Genomic DNA, 25,867 nt, shown 5'->3' with positions numbered 1-25,867 from the left:
ATTATTATTTTAATGAATTATTAACTCCCTCTTCTATCAGCTTTTGAGCCTCATCATCACTGATCCATCTGACAGCATTGACATAGGTACCGACCTCATCTTTTCCTGCCGGCATACCCGGAACGTGCAACGTCATATACTGGAAAATAAATTTTTCGCAACTGCTATAATAAGAAAGATAAGCCCCGGCCTGGTAAGCCCAGATATAGCCGTCTCCGTAAATTGTATTGAAAGCATCTGGAGTATACGCAAAACGTTGATCTTCCATCTCAATCAATGGATTAAGCAAGTCGTCGGTAGTAAACTTCACTTTAAGATCATATCCCTTATAGAAGTAGTCCTTTAAAATAATGGTATTTTCTTCTTTTGTATCCACTTCGGTACGGATCAAGCGTTGACTTACATTCTTCATGTATGAGTTGAAATAGGTAGAAATTATTACAGCATAGCCACTAAACAAGTTTATATCAAACGGACATACCTTTTGTAAAACAACTTTTGTTTCAATGCCGTAAATATCCCATTGGGATTCTTTTCCGGTAACCAGATGGAGCACAAAGCCCAATGAATCTGCTACGGATATATTATCATAAATACCACGCACACGTACATTAGCCAAATACTCTCCAGCCTTAATTGTCACCGTATTTGCTTCGAGCGCATAATGCTCACCTTCCACAGCGTTACTCTTTTTGTCGATAATTTCCACTCCCAAGGTACGGTCATAGTCACAGGCTTCAGTAGCTGATACAGTTATGTCAAAATACTCCTCATTGTTTTGTACAGGAAGTACGGACAGTGTATCAGAAAACATGATATAATCAGGACCACTATATTTTACATATTCGGAATCACAGCTTGCCAATCCGAGTACAAGAATGAAAATAGCCGATAATCCAATAAAAATCTTTTTCATGCTTATAGGTTTTTAAAACTATTATTTATTGCTTTCATTCGGTTGGATATCTGCTCCCGGCGCATCCAATTCATTTTGTGGAATAGGCCATACGAAAAGCGGATCGTCTTTCTCCACTTTCAGGCTACTTCCATTAGTAAGTGATTCACTTTGCGGTTTCCGCTCGAATCCTTTATGCCAGCGTTTCAGATCCTGAAGACGAAAGCCTTCCATATAAAGCTCCTTTACCCGTTCTTTTTCAATAACGTCCATAGCATTATTTTTTGAAAGAGTAGTACCACTACCATATATAGCATAGCGAGCCATACGCAATGTAGTTATATCTTTACCTGCACTTCCATAATCCGGATTTTCTTTCTGACAATATGCTTCTGCTCGAATCAAATATTGTTCGGACAAACGAAGTACTTTCGGCATGGAAGTATGCCTGATATTATAACTTTCCAAAAAAGTTGTATTTCCCCAATATTTTTGAAGTAACGGCCATTGCAAAGCATGTGGATATCCGGTAAGATACGTTTGAAAGAAAATCGAATAACGAAGGTCGGACGATTCATATAAATCCAACGCCCACTTTGCAGGTACATAATCAGGACGTACCGTAGAATAATCATAGTTAAAGAAAATCGTTCCTAAAGCAGCTCCATACGACGTTGGCGTAAATCCTACTTTCAAAATAATTTCCGTAGCACTATCATTCGTCCACATATATTGATAATAACTTTGGCCAGTATTTCCATATTGTGTATTGGCACTCGAAAGTACATAGTAACCACTTTCTATCACTTTACTTGAATATTTAATAGCTTCTTCATAATCCTTCATATAAAGAGCTATACGAGCACGTAAAGCATATACAGTATATTCATTAAAATAAGCAGTATTATAAAGATCGTTCTTTGTAACATTATCTTCATCTATCTTCAGGTAAGTGGCGGCCAAATCAAGATCACTCAGTACAAACTGATAGGAATCTTTCAGAGAAGCACGCTGGATATTATCAGTCGTGTTATATTTAGATGTCAATACTACGCCTAATTCATTCTCCGCTTCCGTATTACCTTCATAGGATTTACAAAAAAGCTTGATTAGTTCGGAATAACACAGTGCTCGGGCAAAAAGAGCCTCTCCATGAATCATGTCCAACTTATCCAACGCATCATCGTCTGTCACAGCCTGTTGAATATGCGGAATATAATCTAATAAAAAATTACAGCGGTTTATTACAGCATACAGTCCTCCGTATACAGATTCTATGTCACTATTAGTTGCCAATATATTCCAACGCCAAATATCACCATATTGGTTGGAATAGCCAGTCACGGCATAAGACAAGTCCGATTGCAAGTCAGGCAATAAAGTCAGGCAACCACTATAAAGCGAAGCGTCTTTAAAAGCCGCATAGATGCCGATTATAGCCTGATTGGCATCATCCACCGTATTGATAGCTTTATCCGCCTGAATTGCATCTTCAGGATATTTATCCAGACATGATGCGGAGCTAATCCCAAAAGCAATCAACAATAAATATATCTTTATTTTATTCTTCATTTTTCTCTTTATTGTATTTTAGAATGAAACTTCCAAACCAAATGTGAATTGACGGGTAGATGGATATTGTGCTTGATACATATTAGCTACACCCTCCGGGTCAAGTCCGGTAAACTTACTGAATGTCAACAAATTCTGTCCTTGTGCATAAATGCGTAAATTTGTCAGGAAATTAGTTTTTTTGAGTAATGACTGCGGAAAGCTATAGCTCAACATAAGATTCTTCAATCTTATAAACGAAGCATCCTCTATGAAACGGGAGTCCATCTGTGGTGTAACGCCATAACGGGGAATGTCCGTTATATCACCCGGTTTCTTCCAACGGTCGTAAAGCAATCGTTTAGATTGATTGTATGTTTCAAAAAGTCCGTTGCTCTCGTCCAGAAAACGATCATTATTAAACACCCAGCGATCAGCCACCCAGCTGAACTGTGCCGCCAATGAGATTCCTTTCCATGTTAATGTAGTTCCAAATCCACCTTGCCAAGGTGCGATGAAACTTTTGCCTGTCATCACTTTATCCGAATCCCTGAATTCCGTGGTGATTTCACCATTCTTCGTATACCATAACGCATCACCATTGGCTGGATTTACTCCTGCATAACGATTAATATAGAATTCTGTAGCAGAATGTCCAACCACATATTTAAGATTTGTACTTGCAATCTCATATTCATCCACTCCGTTATAAAGTTCGGTTATTTTATTCTTATTATACGAAGCATTGGCGCTAACATTCCATGTAAAATCTTTCACACGCACAACATCAGCATTTACCGAGAGTTCTATTCCCCGATTGACCATTGATCCAATATTATCCCAACGAGATCCGGAACCATTCACTGCATAAGATTGCGGCACCGACATCAACATATTCGTCGTTTTTTTATTATACAGTTCAACATCCAAATTCAGTCGGTTCCAGAATCCTAAATGTAAAGCCAGATTAGTAGCCCATGTCTGTTCCCAACTCAAATCAGGATTACCATTTTGAGAGGGATAGATCCCCGACTCACCCAAATAATCTATGCCACCTTTCACCAAAGATTGGGAATCATAATAACCAATTTCAGAGTTACCGGAAGTACCTGTGCTGAAAGCAATCTGCATCATGGTCAGCCAGTCATATTTTTTCATAAATTTCTCTTTCTGGATGTCCCACATCAGTCCAACAGACCAGAAAGTTCCCCATCTGTTATCTTTACCAAAACGAGATGAAGCATCGGCACGAAGTGAAAAATCAGCATAATAACGACCTGCATAATTATACTCCCCTCTCCCGAAAAAAGAAAGATAAGAATATGAGTAGACAGTTCCGGCAGTAGTGTCCGACCATGAAGCAGCCAGTGTACCATTAGATATATTCGTCAGAAGATCATTGTTCTGTCCTCTCATGGTGATGGAGAATCCTTCTGACTGCGCATCCACTCCCTCCTGTCCTAACAAGAAATTGAAAGAATGATTTTCTTTCAACGTAAACTGGTAATTAGCAGTATTAGTAATTGTCAGACTAAGCCTGTCAGTAGAACTACGCCCTGCATTACCAGAACCATTATTCGTGGAAAAACTTGGAAAAGATTGTCTAAATGCCGTCATATGCGCATAGTCTGCTGCAAACTGTGACTTTATGGTCAATCCTTTGATTGGATTCAATTCGACATATAATGTTGACAAGACTTTATACTTTTTATAATTAACAGGATTATTCTGCATCCAATCAAGTGGGTTTTGGTTGGTACCTGTCCAACTTCCATCTTTGGTTGAAGCTGTGGTTCCATCCTCTTTATAAGGATTCCAATAAGGCATCATAAAGTGTGAAGCAGAAATAGGAGTCACTGATGTATATTCTCCGGCCTGCGCCTGTTCTATATCTTCATAAGACACTGTGGAAGTAGTCCCAACCTTAAGCCAGTTGCTAGCTTTTACATCCGCATTTGCGCGCATATTATATCGTCTGAATCCAGAGCCTTGCGCAATCCCATCCTGATCAAAAAAGTTACCCGATACATAATAATTTAAACGGTCGGTAGCACGATTCACCGATACCTCATAATTCTGTAACATAGCTTTATCATTGAATACCACATCAAGCCAATTGATATCAGTTTTGCGAAGAATATCATAGTCTTTTCCTTTATCCAACCCTATTTCTTTTTCAAACAAGATACGTTCTTCCGTATTCATCTGATTCCATTTATCCTGAGCCAGTTGAGAGATACCTAGCTGAGTACGGAATGTAACTTTAGCCTTGTCTATGGCAAGACCACGTTTAGTTGTTATCACCACTACACCGTTTGCGGCACGTGCTCCATAAATAGAAGTGGATGAGGCGTCTTTCAATACAGAAATCGATTCAATATCACTCGGATTAAGCGTATTAAAATCAGCACTGGAAACAGGTACTCCATCAAGAATAAATAGAGGTGAAGTTCCTGAACTCAATGAATTGACTCCCCTAATCTGAAAGGAAGCCGCTACACTAGGTTCTCCAGATGCCGACATCACCATCAACCCCGGTGCCTGTCCTTGTAACGCCTGATCAAAACTAGCCGCAGGAACATTTTCCATTTTTTCAGCCTTCACAGTTGATACAGAACCGGCAATTGTCCCTTTTTTACGTACACCATACGCCACTACCACTACCTCGTCCATTTGTTGCGCATTTGTCTCCATCTTCAAATCAATACGAGTAGAGCCAGCCACCTGCTTCTCTATTGTTTTCATCCCGATGTAAGAAAACTGCAAAGTGGCAGGAGATTTCGTCACCTTAATACTGTAATTACCATTTATATCGGTAATTACTCCATTTGATGTACCTTTCTCCAGAACAGACACACCAATCATCGGCTGATTATCTTCTGCCGAAATAATATGTCCCGTTACCTGATATCCACCCTGTGCAAAAAGCAACAGGGGGATATTTGTCAGAGTAAAGAGTACAAACAAGAGAATAGATTTTCTCATCTTTGATACTTGAATTAAAATTAATGAAATTGATTTATTTTTATTGATTATCTGCAATAAGGAATACGCTTACCTCACGTATGAAATAACAATACACCCCCCTTTCCCAAAAATCAGTTTTCAGTTTTTTCTTACCGATTTGGGATAGAATATCTTTCTTCTATAAACAATAGGAGTAAACTAACTTGGAAGATTCTTTATGTTACGCCAAATATCCAAATTAAATCTTCGTGTTGCTGCTGTGTGAATTAAAAGTATGACCATCTGCTCTCTTAAGTTATAAATTAAACACTAATATCACTTGTTCTGCTTTGGTGTTATATATTTTCATTATTGTTTTATTTTGGTTACAAATATAATTATTATAGTTAAATAAAAGAAACAAAACGTCGCATATTTTATACCAAATTTCCACTTATATCTTTTTGATAGTACTTTTCAATTAATAACATCAATTAAGCATAAGAATTCAATAAAAACACTTCAAAATCAGCTTAGCCTTTTTTCATTTTGATAATCCATTTTATCTTTTTAACAAAGACCACCACTCATCGTCCTACAAGCTCTTTTAGAGGATTCACTGTAGAAACGGCAAATATTCAAAACTATTTCCTATTTTTGTAGCCATTATATATAAATTAAGGTATAAGATGAACTACGGATTTGTAAAAGTGGCAGCAGCTGTGCCACACGTAAAGGTAGCTGACTGTAAATTCAATGTAGAAAAGATAGAAAGTTTGATTGCAGTAGCTGAAGGAAAAGGAGTACAAATCATTGTATTTCCGGAAATGGGTATCACTGGATACACTTGTGGCGACCTATTCGGCCAACAACTTTTGTTGGAAGAAGCAGAAATGGGGCTGATACAAATCCTGAATAATACACGTCAACTAGATATCATTTCGATTGTTGGCATGCCTGTAGTAGTCAATTCGACAGTAATCAATGCAGCCGTAGTGATTCAGAAAGGAAAAGTGTTGGGAGTTGCAGCCAAAACATATCTGCCGAATTACAAGGAGTTCTACGAACAACGCTGGTTTACCTCTGCCCTTCAGTTAACAACAAACAATGTTCGACTATGCGGACAGATCGTTCCCATAGGTGCCAACCTGCTTTTTGAAACTTCAGATACGACTTTTGGTATTGAAATATGTGAAGACCTTTGGTCTACCATACCTCCCAGTTCTTCATTGGCACTGCAAGGAGCAGAAATTATTTTTAATATGTCTGCTGATAATGAAGGCATTGGGAAGAATAATTATCTTTGCTCTCTCATCAGTCAACAATCAGCACGCTGCATCTCCGGATATGTATTCTCCTCTTGTGGCTTCGGAGAGTCTACTACCGATGTCGTTTTCGCCGGCAACGGGTTGATCTATGAAAATGGTTCGCTTCTTGCACGTAGTGAACGTTTTAGCATGAAAGAACAACTCGTTATCAGTGAGATTGATGTTGAACGTATCCGGGCTGAACGTAGAATAAATACTACTTTCGCCGCCAATCAGGCAAACCTAGGAGATAAGAAAGCTGTTTCTATTGCAACAGAATTTGTTAATAGCAAAGAACTGGAATTAACCCGGAAATTCAACTCTCATCCTTTTGTACCACAGGGAGCAGAACTAAACGAGCATTGCGAAGAAGTATTCTCCATTCAGATAGCCGGACTGGCACAAAGATTGGTGCATACCGGAACCAAAACGGCCGTAGTCGGCATCTCCGGCGGATTGGATTCAACACTGGCACTGCTTGTTTGCGTGAAGACTTTTGATAAGTTGGGATTGTCCCGGAAAGATATCCTCGGAATCACAATGCCGGGTTTCGGAACAACCGACCGTACCTATCATAATGCCATCGACCTGATGAAGTCATTAGGTATCTCTATTCGGGAAATCAGTATAAAAGATGCCTGCATCCAGCATTTCAAAGATATAAACCATGATATAAATGTACACGATGTCACATACGAGAATTCGCAGGCACGGGAACGTACCCAAATATTGATGGACGTAGCCAATCAGACTTGGGGAATGGTGATCGGTACAGGAGATTTATCAGAACTTGCCTTGGGGTGGGCAACCTACAATGGAGATCATATGTCTATGTACGGTGTAAATGCAAGTGTTCCGAAAACTCTAGTGAAATACCTGGTACAATGGGTCGCAGAAAATGGTATAGATGAAAATTCAAAAGCGACTTTACTTGATATAGTGGATACTCCCATTAGTCCGGAACTGATTCCTGCAGATGAAAACGGGGAGATTAAACAGAAAACAGAAGATTTAGTAGGTCCGTATGAGCTGCACGACTTCTTCCTTTATTATTTCTTGCGTTTCGGTTTTCGACCTTCTAAAATATTCTATCTGGCAAAAATTGCATTCAAAGATATGTATGATGATGAAACGATCAAGAAATGGCTTTCTACTTTCTTCCGGCGCTTCTTTAATCAACAGTTCAAACGTTCCTGCTTGCCTGATGGGCCCAAAGTAGGAAGTATTTCTATCAGCCCAAGAGGAGATTGGAGAATGCCGAGCGATGCCAGTTCAGCCATGTGGCTTAAAGAGATAGAGAATTTATAATATTTTAGAGCAGAAAGACCAACTTGTTTAAGATAAAGTTCATATGCATACTTTTTATGAAGAGTGATGCATAGTAACAAATACAAATTTGGAAATTGCGATTTCCGAATTTGCATGAGACAGATTTACAAGTTTTTTTTAGTCTTACATTTACTCATCACACAGCAATTCTGAAATATGTGACGTCATTAGATGAACGACTTTCAGTTGATGCACTCAAAACGGCTATTAATAAGGACGAATATCTGACTCAACACCGAAAAATTAGGCAAACGTGATAAGGAAGACATTGATGAACAAGTAGTGGTACAAGAGGCTATAAGGCAACCTATCGATAAGTTTGTGCCATCGCATTGTCACAACTGTGCCAACACTATGGCATGGTTGTGCCAATGCGGTGGCACAGTTGTGACAGAGTGATGGCACAGACGGGAATATTATAACTCTCCGCCTGCCATTACTTCTTCTCTTATTTGCTCCACATTGGCTTCTTTGATTCTTCTAATAATATTCTTATAGATTCGATGAAAACCATATCCTCCTCTTGTCATTTCATTGATGGCATCTTCTTTCGAAACATTTTGAAAAACGATACGATACAAAGCACAAACAGCCCCTGTGCGATCAGAACCATGATGGCAATGGAAAACAATAGGGGCTTTACGATTTTTAATAATGCGCAATGCTTGTATTAATTCCCTTTCACTAATCGAATGTGCTTTGGTTTTTACCCGGTGAAGCTTTATACTTGTTCCTTTTGCTTCGTCATCATCACTGTGTCTGTTCCGTAGATTAAGAACTTCCCCAATCCCATACTTTTCCAAAGCTTTAAAATCTTCCTTTGAAGGTTGCTCCGAACGATATACGCCCGAATCTATTTGATACAAATTTGTTAAATCACTATCGGGCAGAATAATCTTATCCGCTTTCAAATTTTGACTAAAAAGAGAGACGGATAAGATTATCGCCCATAAACATAACGAGATTCTTCTTTGCATAAGCAATATGGATATGATTCTAAAACTCATTAAAGAACACCCTTACTGGATGGAAGTTCAAAATGATAGATATCACGTTTCAATGCCATTTTTAGTGCACGTGCAAGAGCTTTAAAAATTCCTTCTATTTTATGATGTTCATTCTGTCCTTCGGCTTTGATGTTCAAATTCATCTTCGCTGCATCGCTCAATGATTTAAAGAAATGAAGAAACATTTCGGTTGGCATCTCTCCTATCTTTTCGCGCTTGAATTCAGCATCCCAAACTAACCAAGGGCGACCGCCGAAGTCCAGACAAACCTGACAAAGACAATCATCCATCGGCAAGGCATAGCCATAACGTTCAATCCCTCGTTTGCTACCTAAAGCCTGATAGATACATTCGCCCAATGCAATAGCGGTATCTTCGATCGTGTGATGTTCATCTACTTCCAAATCTCCTTTTACACGGATGGTCAAGTCCATGCCGGAATGTTTTCCAATCTGCTCAAGCATGTGATCGAAAAAGCCAAGACCGGTAGAAATGTCACAAGCTCCATTTCCATCCAGATTCAAAGCAACATAAATATCGGTTTCTTTGGTAGTACGGCGTACTTCCGCTTTCCGTTCTCCGGCAAAAAGGAATTCGGCTATCCGGTCCCAGTCAGTAGTTGCAAGGGCACAGACTTCTTCTAATCCTTTTTCTTTCAGAGCTTCGGTCGAGTCTTGCAAATAAATTGCCCGGCAACCCAGATTTTTGGCAAGTTCCACATCCGTAGGACGGTCACCTATCACAAAACTTCCGGCAAGATCATAATCGGGACTATCCAAATACTTCGTCAACATTCCCGTACGCGGCTTACGGGTAGGCGCATTATCTTCAGGGAAGCTACGGTCTATCAGAATTTCATCAAAAGTAATCCCCTCTCCTGCCAATGTTTTAAGCATCAGATTATGAGCTGGCCAAAATGTCTCTTCCGGAAAAGAGGATGTACCCAATCCGTCTTGATTGGTGACCATCACAAATTCAAAGTCAAGTTTACTACGGATGAAACCCAAGTTACGGAATACCTTCGGATAGAATTCCAGTTTTTCCAATGAGTCGAGCTGATAATCAACGGGAGGTTCGATTACCAACGTACCATCTCTATCGATAAATAATACTTTCTTCTTCATAAATTATCCTTGATAGTTTTTAAGGGCAGCCAATAGGGTATTATTTTCTACACGGGTACCGACAGTCACACGCAAACAGTTGCAACAAAGTGAAATGTTATGACGATTACGCACAATGATTCCTTCACCGACCAAATAGTTGTAGATTTTCACAGCATCTGTCACTTTAGCCAAAAAGAAGTTGGCATCAGAAGGAAACAGTTTGATAGTACATGGGAGTTTTTCAAATTCCGCTTCCAGATAATCACGCTCTTCTTTCAACGTTTTCACCCAACGTTCTATCTCATAATGCTTATGCAACATAGAAATAGCTTGTTGTTGGGTCAACTGATTGACATTATAGGGATATTTGATTTTGCTAAGGATATCTATAATTTCTTTGGAAGCAAAAGCCATTCCCAGACGGATAGCAGCACATCCCCAAGCCTTGGAGAATGTTTGGAATACGACAAGGTTGGGATATTTATCCAGCTCTTCGAGGAAAGACGGAGCTTGGGAAAAATCATTGTATGCCTCATCCAGCATCACTAATCCTTCGAACTGGCAAAGTACCTTTTCAATTTCGGAACGGAGCAAATCATTTCCTGTCGGGTTGTTAGGCGAGCAAAGGAAAATCAATTTGGTGTGTTCGTCGGTAGTCTCCAGCAGTTTATCGGCAGAGAACTGGAAGTCATCATCCAGCAATACTTTCCGATATTCCACATCGTTCACATCGGCACAAACCTGATACATACCATAAGTAGGGTCGATGGCTACGACATTATCTTTTCCCGGTTCGCAGAATGCACGAAAAACCAAGTCGATGGCTTCATCGCTACCGTTTCCAAGAAAAATATGCTCGGAGGATACTTTTTTGATTTTCGACAACAGCGTCTTCAATTCGCACTGCATAGGATCCGGATAGCGATTATGAGGTGTATTGTAGGGGTTCTCGTTTGCATCCAGGAAAACAGAGGCTGTAACTCCTTTATATTCATCTCGTGCCGAAGAGTAGGGCTTTAATTTCCAGATATTCGGCCGGGTTAGTTCTTGTAACGTTTTCATCTTCATTTATTATTTATTGAAACGCAGATTAACGTAGATAGACACAGATTAAACTTTCCTTTGCGAAAATTCGCGTAAATCTGCGTTTCATATTAATTAATTATTAAGCCAGGCTTTTCAGACGAACTGTGACGGCATTTTTATGTGCATCCAGCTGTTCATTAGCGGCCATTTCTTCTATAGCAGGGCCAATCGCTTTTATTCCTTCCGGGAGAATTTCCTGAAATGTAATCTTACGGATAAAACTATCCAGACTTACACCACTATAGGCTTTGGCATAACCGTTGGTCGGCAGGGTGTGATTCGTTCCGGAAGCATAGTCGCCGGCACTCTCGGGAGTTAACGAACCTAAGAAGACAGAACCTGCATTTATCACACGTTCGGCCACTTCCATATAGTTTTCCGTTTCTATGATTAGATGTTCAGGAGCATACGCATTAGTCAGTTCCAATGCTTCATCGAGATCCTTCACTAAAATCAATTTACTATTCTCCAGTGATTTCGCTGCAATTTCACGACGGGGAAGTTCTGCTAATTGGCGCTCCACTTCTGCCATCACCTCTGTTTGAAGTTTCTCGGAAGTGGTAATCAATATGGCCTGGCTATCTATTCCGTGCTCTGCCTGTGACAAAAGATCTGCTGCCACAAAAACCGGATTGGCAGATGCATCAGCCAGAACTTCCACCTCTGAAGGACCGGCAGGCATATCAATAGCTACATCACGCAGGCTTACCAACTGTTTGGCAGCTGTCACATATTGATTACCGGGACCAAATATCTTATACACTTTGGGAACACTCTCCGTTCCATAGGCCATAGCGGCAATAGCCTGTACACCACCAGCCTTGAATATTTTGCTGACACCTGCCAGTTGCGCAGCAAAAAGGATAGCCGGATGAATATTTCCATTTTTATCGGGAGGCGTACAAAGTACGATTTCCTTGCATCCTGCAATTTTAGCCGGGACAGCCAACATTAATACAGTTGAGAAAAGCGGTGCTGTTCCACCCGGAATATATAAGCCGACCTTTTCGATTCCTACAGATTTTTGCCAGCAAGTTACCCCATTCATTGTCTCTACCTTCTTCCCAACAAAACGCTGGGAAGAGTGGAATGTTTCAATGTTTTGTTTAGCTAAAGAAATGGCAGCCTTCAGTTCATCGTTTACCAATGATTCGGCTACCTGAATCTCTTCAGGAGTGACAGCAAGTGCGGACAAGGTCACTTTATCAAAAGTAGCTTCATATTCCAGTACTGCTTTGTCGCCTTCTGCCCTTACCTTATCTATAATGGAACGAACCGTACCAAACAGGCTTTCGGTATTTAGTGCCGGACGCTTCAAGAGTTCCGTCCATTGCTCTTTTGAGGGATATTTAATCAATTTCATGGTTCATATTTTATCAGGAATGAATTTTCGTTCCTATCTATTTATACAATCATCTTTTCAATCGGCAGTACCAAAATACCTTCTGCTCCCAGTCCTTTCAGTTTTCCGATGATTTCCCAAAAACGTTTTTCATCAAGTACTGTATGAACAGAACACCAGCCTTCCTGTGCCAATGGCATCACTGTAGGACTCTTCATACCCGGCAATACAGCAATGATTTCTTCCAGTTTGTCTTTGGGAGCATTCATCAATACATATTTTTTATCTTCGGCTGTTTTTACTGCGTTCATGCGGAACAACAATTCTTCGAGCACTTCTTTTTTTTCTTCGCTCATGTTCTTGTTGCCAATCAACAATGCTTCCGACTTCATTACAACTTCCACTTCTTTCAAACGATTGCTGACCAAAGTAGAACCGGAACTTACAATATCAAAAATAGCATCAGCCAATCCAATACCCGGAGACACCTCTACCGAACCGGTTATCACATGAATTTCAGCATTTACATTATTTTTTTTCAGGAAGTTACGAAGAATCACCGGATAAGAGGTAGCGATCTTCTTGCCTTCAAACCATGACAAACCGGGATATTCAATATCCTTCGGCATAGCCAGTGACAGACGACATTTGCTGAATCCGAGACGTTTGACAATTTCCGCATCTTCCTCCTTTTCCATAAACTCATTCTCACCCACAATTCCCAAATCAGCTACCCCGGTAGCTACCGTCTGCGGAATATCATCATCACGAAGAAATAGAACTTCGATAGGAAAGTTAGAAGACTGTACCAACAAGGTACGTTTAGTAGTGCTTAACTTGATATCTGACTCTTCTAAAAGTGCCATTGTCTCTTCGAAGAGACGCCCTTTGGCTTGTACTGCGATTCTTAACATGACTTTATTTAATTACTAATTTATTAATTACAAATACAATCTGCGTTGAAAAACAAAAAAGGCTTACCGTATTCGGTAAGCCTTCGTTATCGTTTATATAGTTATACACAATATCATCCACGCCCACCGATTATTCGTTAGGAAAATGATGATGATGATGTGTAGCTGTATATTTCATATTTCTTCTATTAACTGCGACAAAAGTAAAGTATTTGTTTGATACTACCAAACATTTATCACAAAAACTTGAGTTTTTATTTCAAATTAATGGTAATATCTCCTCCGATTCTACATCGCATTTCGAAAAATGCATTTCATCTTTCGACTTTTCTTTCGAGAAAGTAAAGTAAGTACAAACTGATTCTGTACAGACTTCTCCATCCTTATTATATAACTTTGCTTCAACAATAACGATGTTCCGCTTTACCTCTTTAATAGACGCACGCAGTACTATATGAGAATCTTTGGTATCAATCGATTTCCGGTAACGAGTTTCCATCTTCGACGTCACCCCTGTGGTTTGTAGTTTACGAAGTATCACCCAGGCACAGATTTCATCCATCAAGACAGCTTGAATACCGCCATGCAAGGTATCAATCCAGCCTTGATATTCGGGACGCGGTTTCCAAATGCTTACCACTTCGTCACCATCTTCGTAAAATTCCATTTTTAATCCGGCTTCATTATTGGAAGCACAACCAAAGCAGTTGTACCCTTCCAAACCTTTCCAGGGGTTTATTATCTTCTTCATAGTTCTCTCTTTTAGTTAGTTTTACTTCCCAAATATAAGCAATTTATGGAAAAGAGAAGCCTTTTTCGTCGATTTACTTTCTTATGCAACGAATGGCAAAGGCTTTTGTATCAACACCTGCATTAGATTCTTCAATGATATCCGTATCGCTTTTCAGATAGAAAACCTTAGTATCGATAGCGGCATCTGCATTATCCAGTGTCCAATATGCCAGATGTTTTTTCTCGTAATCAATTTGAAAAGCCCCCACATACATTCCTACAGGTATTCCATTAAAACCGGATAAATTAGTTGCAGGCTGTACCTGTTCTCCCGCTTTCAAAGGTAACCAAGTACCTGATTTCAGCAAAGAAGCCTCTCCATTCAGATAGTCTTTTAAAATGTTCCAGTCTTTCCAATCCGGTATACTCCAATGAATAGGTAGAATTTTATTAGAAAGTACCACATTAGCTGTATAAAAATAGTATTCCGTAGCAGATTGCAGATATCCGACAACATTCGTTGTCACTGCATCCAGTCTGGGAAGTGCTTCACCGTCGACATACGAAGATACCTTCAGATTATCCCGCATCCAATATTGAGTTCCGATCTTCACTAACGGATAATTATGAATGATTCCTCCACGTACATCACGAACGATATCTTCCAATGCCAAAACAGATAGCATGTCATCTGCCGTTGTAACGGATAAAGAAACGGTTCCGTCTGCCATCACATATACATTATTACGAATCGGCAAAGTTCCGTCAACATAGGCCAATGAGTGATCTTCCATATTCCATGATACGCTTCCTCCATTCACTTTTCCGGATTTCCCTAGCAACTGTGCTACAATACCTTGAGATAAGTCTACACTACCATTTTCGTTCATCGGATAGGCAACGATTGCCTGCGAAGAAAATTCCGGAGTAACAAGATACTCCTTACATATTTCGGCTACTTGTTTTCCCGAATGTAACACTTTATACACATTCGACTTTTCAAAAGTCAACTTCGAAACATCTATGTATTTATGAAGCGTGACCGATTCTGTATGATCTATTTCGGTTCCATCCCAATCTCCGATTTCCCCATTCACTTTGCTCATTAATACATCTTCGGCTGATACAAACTTTATTTCCAATTCGCGCTGCTTTCCACTTTTTAATTGTAAAGTAGATGGTAATAGACTTGTATATAGCTTTCCTGCAGCTTCCAACGTTATGTATTGGTATCCCGGAGTCGCCTCCTGCGGTATCAGAATAAATTCTTTTCCTATCAGTCGACCATCTTTTATCTCCCATTCTCCTGCAGGAATAATATCTTTCTCTTCGGAATAACCAGAGAAAGTCTTTTTCTGAAAATCATAACTTGTTTTAGTATAAAAGCCACTCACCGAAAGCGTAGGCTTTACGGATAACATATCTTCCAGATTCTCCCCCTCTCCAGGAATAAGAACAATTTTCAGACGAAAAAACTGATGATTATAGGTCAGAGCGACCGCCTCCTTACTGGCTAATACCTCTTCTTTAGAAGCAATCAGGAAATCAGAATGTGAATAATCATCAGGAATATTTTGAGTCGTTGAAACCGCCACCTGCATGGTACTCTCCCCTATCCCCACTCCACTCTTTTGATAAGGATAATAACTGATTAAATTCAATGTAACTCCATCATCCGGATAGTATACCGACTCGTTAGATTCAAACTCGCCATTGGATGAACGTATGAAATGAAGATTATCTACATAACGTTCTTCTTGCATTGTAGTAGTTCCGGCAAGAGCAAACAGACCGACTTCATCCCCTTCGGCAAAGTTATTATTTGCCATACGGGTACCAACTGACTCACGAATATCGGCAATAAATTTCAATAGAATATCTCCATTATTAACACTATCCTCCTCTTCCTCCGAAATATGGTTCACACAAGCACTAAGCAAGATAGAACAAAAAACAAGTAAACCCACGCCCCTTTGTAGGTTATAAAATAGTTTCATCACATTTATTTTTTAATTTCCCAATAGAAACTTTTGATTGAACAGAAAGGATGACATAAGAGGAAGTTATTCGCTTTCGGTTATGGGATACTGAACAACACGTCTGTTGTACTGTGGAATCATCAATTTCAAGATATCATTTTGATGTCTTGAAAGCAAAAGTATATAATTATATTAAACCGAAGTATGGTTTCTATAGGAAAATTTTACATTTTAAGTTAAAACACAAATAACCAATGAGTTATAAGCAAGTAGTCAGAGACCAAGTATTAAACTCTCACATTATTATATTAAGAGCATACTAATTTCAGAAAGAATACCCCACTTCTATTCCGGCAATGTGTCTGCCTTGTGAAGATGCATATTGATAACAATAGAATGCATCCAACGACCAACATTTGGCCAAAGCTATTTCCACTCCGGGACGATAGCGCATACGATCGGCTCTCCAGAAAGAAGCGTCATCCAGACTCTGATAGATTTCAACAGAGAAATAAGGAGAAACAATTCCTTTTGTAGGAACATAGGATAATTTCAAGCGGGAACGCAAACGAGTTTCAGAGTTGCCACGATCCAACGTCTGCTGAAATCTTTCCCTTAGAGCTACTTTCAACCATTGATAACGAAAACTGGCAGTAGCAGTTATATGATAGCGATGTCTGAATTTCCAGTCTGAGTCACCCAAATTCCGAAGATGGGTTTCATAGCCAACACCCAGATTCAAAAATGAATAGGGCCGGTAACTTCCACCAACAGTCAGCCCCCAACGATCCAATTTACTCACATCATCTTTCATGCGTAATTCCAAATCACCTGAAACCGAAAAGCGAGAATCGATCTTATGATTGACCTTGAATTTAGTCCATGTATTGAAATCATCACTTTGTGCCCATACAGAAAATGATCCAAACAACAGCACAAATAATAGCCAAGTCTTAGTATTTAATATTATTCTACTCATTGATTTTCGGGTTAAAGTAGCAAAGATAGTAAATTATTTCCGGCAAAGAAAAATCATGATACTGAAATAAATCTGAAAAGATTAGCGACTTCTTTCCTTTTTTATTTCCCGGATTTTACGTACGTTTGTGACATTCTAATAATCCCTTTGTGAATTGAAACCTAAAATGCTATATGTGCGCAACAAATATTCCCGGTAATGAACGTTCGCTTGTCATCCGCCTGATAGCCGGAGATGAAGAAGCATTCTGTGAACTTTATGCGGCTTATAAAAATCGTCTGATATATTTTGCGATGCGTTTTCTCAAATCACGCGAATACGCAGAGGATATCTTTCAGGACGCCTTTACTATGATTTGGGAAAGTCGTCGTTTTATTAATCCCGACACATCTTTTTCTTCTTATTTATATACAATCATGCGCAATCGGATTCTAAATCATTTGCGCGAACTGGCAAGCGAAGACCGGCTGAAAGAGCAAATCCTTTCACAAGCTATAGACTATAGTAATGAAACAAACAATAAAATCATTGCCAATGATTTACAGAGGCTTATATCTCATGCACTGAAACAACTGACTTCCCGCCAGCGAGAAATATTCGAAATGAGCCGTGAGAAACAAATGTCTCATAAAGAAATAGCAAAAGCGTTGGGAATTTCTGTCAATACGGTACAAGAACATATCTCATCTTCTTTGCGTTCGCTTCGTATGTACTTGGAAAAACACTCTGTTACCGACACTGACCTAATTTTACTTCTTATCTGCCTCAATCTTTAGCGGAAGATAGTTTCTAACAGCATATACAGTTAAAGGAAGTTAACTATACCCTAGACATTCTTTTTCTTTGTGTACTAATTATACAAAGGGGAAATTAAGATACACCCGGATTCTAAATAACAGAATATGAAGAATACAGAAAATAATAAAAAACTATATCGCCGTTATCTGGACGATCTCTATACAACAGAGGATGCCCGGCAACTACTGAACAGTCTGCACGCCCCGGATAATCATGAAACACTCAATGAGTTGTCTTCCGATGTCTGGGAAGAAGCAGCCACACAGCAACCTCATACCGATCTTGAACGTGAACACTATAAACGAGAGGCACGTCAATTATTGAAACGTATAGAACATAAAAAACGTACTTGGTTCCGTCGTATCGCAGTTGTTACCGCCAGCACTGCAGCAATCGTTTGCCTGGTACTGGGCGGAATTCACTATCTGAAATATCTGAATGAACAACAAATTATCTATCTGGAAGCCTCAACCTCTTATGGCGAGCGCAAACAGATTCTTCTGCCCGACGGCACCCAACTAACACTCAATTCCTGCTCGCATGTCCGGTATCCGAATAATTTCACAGGAGAAGAGCGTAAAATAGTACTGGAAGGTGAAGGATATTTTCAGGTACACAAAAATGAAAAACAACCTTTCATTGTCAGCACCCGCCGTTTCGATGTATGTGTACTAGGAACCTGCTTTGATATAAAATCCTATTCTTCTGATGAAATCGTATCTGTAGAAGTGGAAAGCGGAAAGGTGCAGGTAGATTTGCCGGAAGCGATGATGCGGTTAAAAGGCAAAGAGCAAATACTTATCAATACCATTTCAGGCGAATACAGCAAACGACGGGAAGAGCGACCGGTAGCCATATGGAAAAAAGGCGGTCTGCGTTTCAACAGTACTCCGATACGTGACGTGGCAAAGGAACTGGAACGAATGTACAATTGCCGCATTACATTTGCCAACGGTAAATTCAACAATCTGATTTCTGGAGAACACGATAACAAGAGCCTGGAAGCAGTTCTTCAATCTATCGAATATACAAGTGGCATCCGGTATAAGAAGGAAGGCAACCGCATATTGTTATATAAATAGCAAAAAGATGTTAATCACACCCTAGTATATAGTTTACGGTGTGTATTACCTTGTAGAACCTTGAACATTTAACTTATAATTTAAAAAAGACATATTATGAAAGCACCCGGTTAATTCTATCTCAGAAAAATAGGAGCCGTCTCTCAGAGAAGCCCCTATTCCGTAATCCGAACGGATATTCATTCGTTTCGACCCGTGTGAATAACGTATCTCGTATTACAAGTTTGTGTTTTAAATAATCTATTCAATTACTAAAACGTACAAATTTATGAATAATCTTCCTAATATAAAAAGGAAAGTCAGAAATGTACATTCATTTTTAGCTTTTTTACTATTCGTATGCTTGTCATCATTGTCTAATTATATACAGGCACAAGAAAAGAAAAACATTACGCTGGATGTCAAGAATGAAACTGTAGAAAATGTATTCAATCAATTAAGTAAACAGACCGGCTACAAATTCTTTTATGATCAGGAAATTGTAAATGCCGCCCCACGTATTTCAATCAAAGCACGCAATAGCTCGTTAGAAAATATTTTAAGCAAGATAACGATACAGACCAATTTATATTTCAATAGGAAAAATAATACCATCTCCGTCGGCAAACAAAAAAGTCGGGAAACAATAAAATCAACAAGAACCAAAACCGTCAACGGAACAGTCACAGACCAGAACGGTGAACCCATTATCGGTGCCAATGTATTAGTAGAAGGTACGACAAACGGTATCATTACCGATATTAACGGAAACTATTCTTTGGCAAACGTAACCGAAGATGCTACTATTCAGTTCTCATACATCGGGTATCAAACAATCGAGGTCAAAGCGAACAGTAAAGAGTTGGCGCGTATCATACTAAAAGAAGACAGCGAGCTGCTGGATGAAGTAATAGTAGTAGGTTACGGTGTACAGAAACGTAGTGACGTCACAGGCGCTATATCTTCCGTAACTTCCGAGAAACTGAATTCTACCCCCTCTTCCAGCCTAGGTGAAATGCTGAGAGGACAAGCTGCCGGTGTGCAAGTTACCATGTCCAATGCCGCTCCCGGTGGCAGTTCAAATATTCTGATCCGGGGACGTCGTTCGCTTTCCGGCGGAAATGATCCTCTTTACATCGTGGACGGTGTCCCGATGACTAGTATAGATGATATAAACTCCAACGACATAGCATCGCTTGAAGTTCTAAAAGACGCTTCTTCACAATCAATCTACGGTGCCCGTGCAGCCAATGGTGTCATACTGATCACTACCAAACGGGGACAGACCGGAAAGATGAAAATCAGTTATAATACCTACGCCGCTTCACAAAGTATCCATAAGAACTTTGAGTTTTACAATGGAGAGGAATGGGCTGCTTTACGCAAGGAAGCATACTATAATGCCAATCTTAACTATGATGAAGCCGACTGTTTCAGAGGGTTGATGCTCGACGTTCTTAAATCAGGAGAGTATGTTGACTGGGAAAAGTTGATGATAAGCTCCGCCTGGCAGCAAAAGCACGACATCTTGATACAATCCGGCGGAGACAAAACAAAGTATGCTTTGGGACTAGGATATTTTGACCAGAACGGTATGGTTCCAAATTCGGGATTCCAACGTTTAAGCGGACGATTGAACATCGACCACAAACTACTGAAAAATCTGACAATAGGTACGAACTTCTTATACACCAAATCATGGAAGAAAACAGCAGATGGCTCCTTCAATTCATTTATCACCATGCCGCCTCTGGCAAAAGTATATAATGACGATGGTTCCTTGCGTGAAGATGTAACCGAAGCCGGAGAATCCCACTACAACCCATTATGGAATATCGACTACTCAAACAATAAAAGCCAGACCGACCGGTTATTGATCAACTTTTTCGTGGACTGGAAAATCACAAAGGACCTGTCATACCGTGCAAACGGAAGTTTGAATACCAGGACTGTCCATAGCAACACTTATCAGGGGACAAAGCATACGACAGGACGCAATAACAATGGAAAAGCGACTGCCGGCACAAGTTTCTCTAACGACTATCTGTTCGAGAATATAGTCAACTACGTGAAGGATTTCAATAAGAACCATCATTTCGACGCAACCTTTATGCAAAGTGTCAATGTCATCGAATGGAAAAATCTGGGAATAAACGGTACCGGATTCGCAAACGATGATTTGACTTATAATGCGATAGGCTCTGCCAATGAATATGGTACGCCTACCTGGGAATTATCTGATAGAAAACTATTATCTTTCTTGGGACGTGTCAGATATAACCTGTTCGAGAAATACCTGTTCACCTTCGCTTTGCGTGTGGACGGTTCTTCCGTTTTCGGAAAGAATAACAAATATGGTTATTTCCCTTCGGGAGCCTTTGCCTGGCGGATAAATGAAGAATCCTTTTTAAAAGAAGCCAAATGGCTGTCCAACCTGAAACTCCGTTTAAGTTACGGTGCGGTCGGCAACCAAGGCGTTACCCCTTATAAATCACTTGGTTTGACAGATAGATACCTGACCGAATTCGGCGACAAGACTGTCATCGGTTATCTACCCGGAACGGAATTGACCAACCCTAACTTAAAATGGGAAACGTCCACTTCCGGAAATATCGGACTTGATTTCGGATTCTTCAACGGAAGAATCAATGGTACGATAGAATACTATAATACCAAGACTACCGACCTGCTTGTCACCAAGTCTATCCCAAGCTCGCTCGGATATTCCACCCAGACTGTAAACCTGGCGGAAATGAAGAATAATGGTATCGAAATAACGCTTAATACCACTCCCGTCAAAATCAAGGATTTCAGATGGGATATCAACTTCACTTTCACTAAAAACAAGAATGAAATTAAAAAGATAGACGGACAAGTTGACGAGAATGGAAAGCCGCTTGATGATGTGAACAACAAATGGTTTGTCGGACATCCGATGAATGTATATTACGACTATGTATTTGACGGCATCTGGCAGAAAGATGATGATATTGCCAATTCCCATATGCCGACAGCCACTCCGGGCAGCATCAAACTGCGCGATGTCAACAACGACAATCAGATAACAGCCGATGACAGAGTAGTGATGCAACGTGACCCCAAATGGATAGGTACAGTCGGCACATCTTTCAATTATAAAGGATTCGACTTATCCGCCGACCTATATATCTCTCATGGAGGAACTATATACAACCCTTATCTGACTACATTTGAAAATGGTGGTGACTTGACTGCCAAACGGAATGGTATCCGACGCAATTACTGGACACAGAATAATCCGTCTAATGAAGCCCCTGCGCCAAACATGACGCAAGCTCCTGCATATATCAGTTCATTGGGTTATCAGGATGCATCATATGTCCGTCTGCGAAACGTTACTTTCGGATACAATTTTCCTCGTGCACTTATCAGCAAAGCATACATGCAAAGCCTGAGAATCTATATGACACTGTCTAACTTCTGGACGAAAACCGATGTACAAGCTTACGGTCCGGAACAGACTCCGGGAGATTATCCCGAACCCAGGACTGTATTATTTGGATTGAATGTGACATTTTAATAAGATAAAATCATGAAAAAGAGTATATTATTTATAATTACAGCCTGCTTCCTGTTCACCAGTTCCTGCTCCGACTTCCTGGATGAAGAGCACAAGACGAAGTATAGCTCCGAATATGTATTCGGAACACCGGAAGGCCTAAAACTCGCAGTCAATGCACTATACGCATTGCAACGTTACTACGCAAATGATACTGAAAATGCCACCATCTTCGCTTTAGAAAGAGGTACGGATTTAGCTGTAACCAACGGCGGAACCGGTAACTTTTACGGTATCTATGACCCTAATTATTTAAAGCCATCCGCCAGCCAGGTAGGCTTCATGTGGCGTACAATGTATCAAATCATAGGCAAGGCCAATGAAATAATCGCCGCAGCCGAAGACTTAGAGGATACCCCTTCCTTACGGGCTACCGTCTCAGAAGCAAAATGTTTCAGAGCACAGTCTTATTTCCTGCTATACCGCACATTCGACAGAATATGGCTGAATATGTTGCCGACTACAGCCGAAAACGTCAACGATCCGAGAGATTTTCATGCCGCTTCTGAGAAAGAAGTGTTCGAACTTATTTACGAGGATTTGGAGTATGCCATTACAAACCTCGACTGGGTATCCGACGAAGCGGGAAGATTCACCCAAGCTGCTGCCCGTCATATGAAAGCCAAAGCCGCATTATGGCTCAAAGACTGGGATACAACTTTAGAGCAAGTGGAAGAAATAGAGAAATCGGGACATTTTGACTTGATTACATTGAATGAAGTATTCAACGCCGGAGACTTGAATCATAAAGAAGCGTTGATGGTACAACAGTGGAGTAAAAATCCGGGCGGTAATTTATCCAACGCCACTCCAAAAGGAAATTACTATGCTGCCTATTTCATTGCCCAATACCGTACCGAAATCGGTGGAACCGCAGAATATGCCTGTTCTTATGACAACTGGGGATATACTTACGGAAGATGTCTCCCCAGCCCCTATTTATTCTCACTGTATGACAAGGCTAAGGACAAACGTTATCAGGAGTACTATATACACCAGTACAAAAATACTACTGATAAAAACATCACATACGGTTCGGCTACCATAAAACCTGGAGATTATTTCCCTCTATATAAGAATGGAAGTATTAATAAGAATGTATATCCGGGATGCATCAAATATGGGGATAAATGGACGCGCACCGCTTCGGAAACACGCAGTTATAAAGATGTAATAGTGTACCGTCTAGCTGAATCCTATATAATGGCTGCCGAGGCAGCCTTGATGAAGAACGACCAAACATTAGCCAAATACTACTTTAACAAAACATGGGAAAGAGCCGGAAACAACAAATTCACTGGCATGCTTACCATGAAAGACATTATGGACGAACAAGCTCGCGAACTGTCTTTCGAAGGTGACAGATGGTATTTCCTGAAACGGTTGGGAATACTTATTGAGCAAGTCAAGGCATACGCTGGAGATCCGGAAATTCCCGCATCCATTCTCGGACGCAACAATCTGCCCGCCAACCCGCACTTTGTGCGATGGCCGATACCCGAAGCAGAAGTTATCAATATGGGAGCCGAAAATTTCCCGCAAAATGTAGGATACAAATAATAACTGAAAAAACATACATATAATAAGATGAAAAAAAAGATTACCATAATAACACTACTGTTCTGCTCTTTCGTTACGGGCTTGTTTGCCAATACTCCATCATATGATATTTGTATATACGGAGAGTCAGCTTCCGGAGTAATTGCAGCGATACAAGGCGCGCGTATGGGTAAGAAAGTAGTGCTTATATCGAAAAACAACCATGTCGGCGGTCTTGTCACATCAGGACTGACAGCCACCGACATGAACCGTAATGACCTGATAGGTGGTATAACAAAAGAATTCTACAACAAAATATACGATTACTACCTGCAACCTGAAGTCTGGCGCAATCAGGACAGAGAATCATTCATGGTTTCGACATTAAAGCGTACATATAAAGGGAAAAATGATGAAAGACAGATACAATGGGTTTATGAATCTTCAGTAGCCGAACGAATTATGCGGGATATGTTGAAAACGGCAGGAGTAGAAATTCTTTTCAACCACCGGCTTGATCTGGATAAGAACGTCCGGAAAGAAGAGAATATAATCCGGAGTATCCAACTGGAGAATGGAAAGGTAATTGAAGCCAAAATATTTATAGACGCTTCCTACGAAGGCGATCTTCTGGCACGTGCAGGAGTATCCTACACAGTAGGACGCGAATCAAACCTGCAATACGGGGAAACCTATAACGGCATCCGTCTCAATTACGACCAAGGAAAAGACCTGACAAAAATAAGCCCTTACATTAAAGAAGGGAATGTAAAATCAGGCGCCTTGCCCTACGTTACAGATCAGGAATGGGGCAAACAAGGGGATGCGGACAAACGCGTGCAAGCCTATTGCTACAGAATGACTCTGACAAACGACCCCGATAACCGTATATCTATTCAAAAGCCGAAGAACTATAATCCGTTATGGTATGAGATATATGCACGTATGCTAAAACTGGAACCGGAAACAAAACTTCAGCAAATTATAACATTGACTCCTATGCCTAACAAGAAAACGGATACCAACCATCTGGACTTCTTCGGAGCAAGTTATAACTATGCAGAAGCCGACTATAAAACCAGGCAGGAAATAGAGCAGTTACATAAAGATTATGCGCTGGGCATGTTGTGGTTTCTGGGACATGACAAACGTGTACCAGAACATATCCGCAAAGAAATGCTGGATTGGGGATTGCCTAAAGACGAATTCACTGACACCCAGAATTTCCCTTATCAAATATACGTACGGGAAGCCCGCAGGATGATCGGAGCATTTGTAATGACAGAAAAGAATGTACGCAAAATAGATCGTACGCCGGCCGAACATTCGGTGGGACTGGGTTCTTATGCCCTAGACTGCCATTATGTATCCCGCGTCATCGACCAAGAGGGCAAATTAAGAAATGAGGGTACTATATTCGCCCCTACCATTCCCTACTCCATCAGTTATTATTCACTGACTCCTAAAGAGGAAGAATGTGCCAACCTATTGGCAACCGTATGTTTATCATCTTCTCATGTTGCCTATAGTACAATCAGGATGGAACCGGTATATATGATATTAGGACAATCGGCAGCCACAGCCGCCGCTCTAGCAATAGATTCGAATTTACCTGTCCAGAAAATATCTTATGATGTATTGAAGTATAAATTACTACAGGACGGACAATTATTATCAGTACCCACTAAAAAATAAAGT

At 40.2% G+C, this 25,867-nt stretch carries 17 protein-coding genes; 6 read left to right on the top strand and 11 right to left on the bottom strand.

Going from position 1 to position 25,867, the window contains the following annotated elements:
- Positions 1 to 4: 4 nt before the first annotated feature.
- The 3 genes from H8796_RS14980 to H8796_RS14970 are packed head-to-tail and all read right to left on the bottom strand — an operon-like array spanning position 5 to position 5,431.
- Positions 5 to 916 (bottom strand): DUF4984 domain-containing protein, encoded by a 912-nt coding sequence (locus H8796_RS14980; protein WP_117937497.1) that lies wholly within the window; start codon positions 914 to 916, stop codon positions 5 to 7.
- A gap of 21 nt (positions 917 to 937) precedes the next feature.
- Positions 938 to 2,467: a RagB/SusD family nutrient uptake outer membrane protein gene (locus H8796_RS14975; RefSeq protein WP_117937499.1), complete on the bottom strand. Its 1,530-nt coding sequence runs from the start codon at positions 2,465 to 2,467 to the stop codon at positions 938 to 940.
- A gap of 18 nt (positions 2,468 to 2,485) precedes the next feature.
- Positions 2,486 to 5,431 (bottom strand): TonB-dependent receptor, encoded by a 2,946-nt coding sequence (locus H8796_RS14970; protein ID WP_117937501.1) that lies wholly within the window; start codon positions 5,429 to 5,431, stop codon positions 2,486 to 2,488.
- A 650-nt stretch (positions 5,432 to 6,081) separates the two neighbouring features.
- Between H8796_RS14970 and H8796_RS14965 the strand changes: the two genes are divergently transcribed.
- Positions 6,082 to 8,007: an NAD(+) synthase gene (locus H8796_RS14965; protein ID WP_117937503.1), complete on the top strand. Its 1,926-nt coding sequence runs from the start codon at positions 6,082 to 6,084 to the stop codon at positions 8,005 to 8,007.
- 437 nt (positions 8,008 to 8,444) lie between these two features.
- On the opposite strand, the gene H8796_RS14960 is transcribed toward H8796_RS14965, so the two are convergent.
- From H8796_RS14960 to H8796_RS14925, 8 genes are all read right to left on the bottom strand, one after another.
- On the bottom strand, positions 8,445 to 9,005 hold the full coding sequence (locus H8796_RS14960; protein WP_117937505.1) for a dual specificity protein phosphatase family protein: 561 nt from the start codon (positions 9,003 to 9,005) through the stop codon (positions 8,445 to 8,447).
- Between the two features lie 29 nt (positions 9,006 to 9,034).
- On the bottom strand, positions 9,035 to 10,159 hold the full coding sequence (hisB, locus tag H8796_RS14955; RefSeq protein WP_117937506.1) for a bifunctional histidinol-phosphatase/imidazoleglycerol-phosphate dehydratase HisB: 1,125 nt from the start codon (positions 10,157 to 10,159) through the stop codon (positions 9,035 to 9,037).
- Between the two features lie 3 nt (positions 10,160 to 10,162).
- Positions 10,163 to 11,203 (bottom strand): histidinol-phosphate transaminase, encoded by a 1,041-nt coding sequence (gene hisC / locus H8796_RS14950; protein WP_117937540.1) that lies wholly within the window; start codon positions 11,201 to 11,203, stop codon positions 10,163 to 10,165.
- Positions 11,204 to 11,306: 103 nt separating this feature from the next.
- Positions 11,307 to 12,590, bottom strand: coding sequence for a histidinol dehydrogenase (hisD, locus tag H8796_RS14945; protein ID WP_117937508.1), 1,284 nt, complete (start codon positions 12,588 to 12,590; stop codon positions 11,307 to 11,309).
- Positions 12,591 to 12,631: 41 nt separating this feature from the next.
- The gene (hisG, locus tag H8796_RS14940) at positions 12,632 to 13,483 is read right to left on the bottom strand and encodes an ATP phosphoribosyltransferase (RefSeq protein WP_117937510.1); all 852 of its coding nucleotides are present in this window, start codon (positions 13,481 to 13,483) and stop codon (positions 12,632 to 12,634) included.
- Between the two features lie 259 nt (positions 13,484 to 13,742).
- The gene (locus tag H8796_RS14935; protein ID WP_004296910.1) at positions 13,743 to 14,234 is read right to left on the bottom strand and encodes a PaaI family thioesterase; all 492 of its coding nucleotides are present in this window, start codon (positions 14,232 to 14,234) and stop codon (positions 13,743 to 13,745) included.
- A 73-nt stretch (positions 14,235 to 14,307) separates the two neighbouring features.
- On the bottom strand, positions 14,308 to 16,212 hold the full coding sequence (locus H8796_RS14930) for a fimbrillin family protein (protein WP_117937511.1): 1,905 nt from the start codon (positions 16,210 to 16,212) through the stop codon (positions 14,308 to 14,310).
- 307 nt (positions 16,213 to 16,519) lie between these two features.
- Positions 16,520 to 17,173: a DUF2490 domain-containing protein gene (locus H8796_RS14925; protein ID WP_117937513.1), complete on the bottom strand. Its 654-nt coding sequence runs from the start codon at positions 17,171 to 17,173 to the stop codon at positions 16,520 to 16,522.
- Positions 17,174 to 17,346: 173 nt separating this feature from the next.
- Between H8796_RS14925 and H8796_RS14920 the strand changes: the two genes are divergently transcribed.
- From H8796_RS14920 to H8796_RS14900, 5 genes are all read left to right on the top strand, one after another.
- Positions 17,347 to 17,949: an RNA polymerase sigma-70 factor gene (locus H8796_RS14920; RefSeq protein ID WP_117937515.1), complete on the top strand. Its 603-nt coding sequence runs from the start codon at positions 17,347 to 17,349 to the stop codon at positions 17,947 to 17,949.
- A 126-nt stretch (positions 17,950 to 18,075) separates the two neighbouring features.
- On the top strand, positions 18,076 to 19,053 hold the full coding sequence (locus tag H8796_RS14915) for a FecR family protein (RefSeq protein WP_117937517.1): 978 nt from the start codon (positions 18,076 to 18,078) through the stop codon (positions 19,051 to 19,053).
- A 268-nt stretch (positions 19,054 to 19,321) separates the two neighbouring features.
- Positions 19,322 to 22,591, top strand: a complete 3,270-nt coding sequence (locus H8796_RS14910; protein ID WP_117937519.1) for a TonB-dependent receptor — start codon at positions 19,322 to 19,324, stop codon at positions 22,589 to 22,591.
- Between the two features lie 12 nt (positions 22,592 to 22,603).
- Positions 22,604 to 24,190 (top strand): RagB/SusD family nutrient uptake outer membrane protein, encoded by a 1,587-nt coding sequence (locus H8796_RS14905; protein ID WP_117937521.1) that lies wholly within the window; start codon positions 22,604 to 22,606, stop codon positions 24,188 to 24,190.
- 27 nt (positions 24,191 to 24,217) lie between these two features.
- A complete protein-coding gene (locus H8796_RS14900; RefSeq protein WP_117937523.1) occupies positions 24,218 to 25,864 on the top strand; it encodes an FAD-dependent oxidoreductase in 1,647 nt (548 codons plus the stop codon).
- The last annotated feature ends 3 nt before the right edge of the window (positions 25,865 to 25,867 follow it).

The organism is Bacteroides sp. M10 (assembly GCF_014334015.1).
GTDB lineage: Bacteria > Bacteroidota > Bacteroidia > Bacteroidales > Bacteroidaceae > Bacteroides > Bacteroides intestinigallinarum.
Note: the sequence above shows the minus strand (reverse complement) of the source record. Positions and strands in the feature narration are given on the sequence as shown.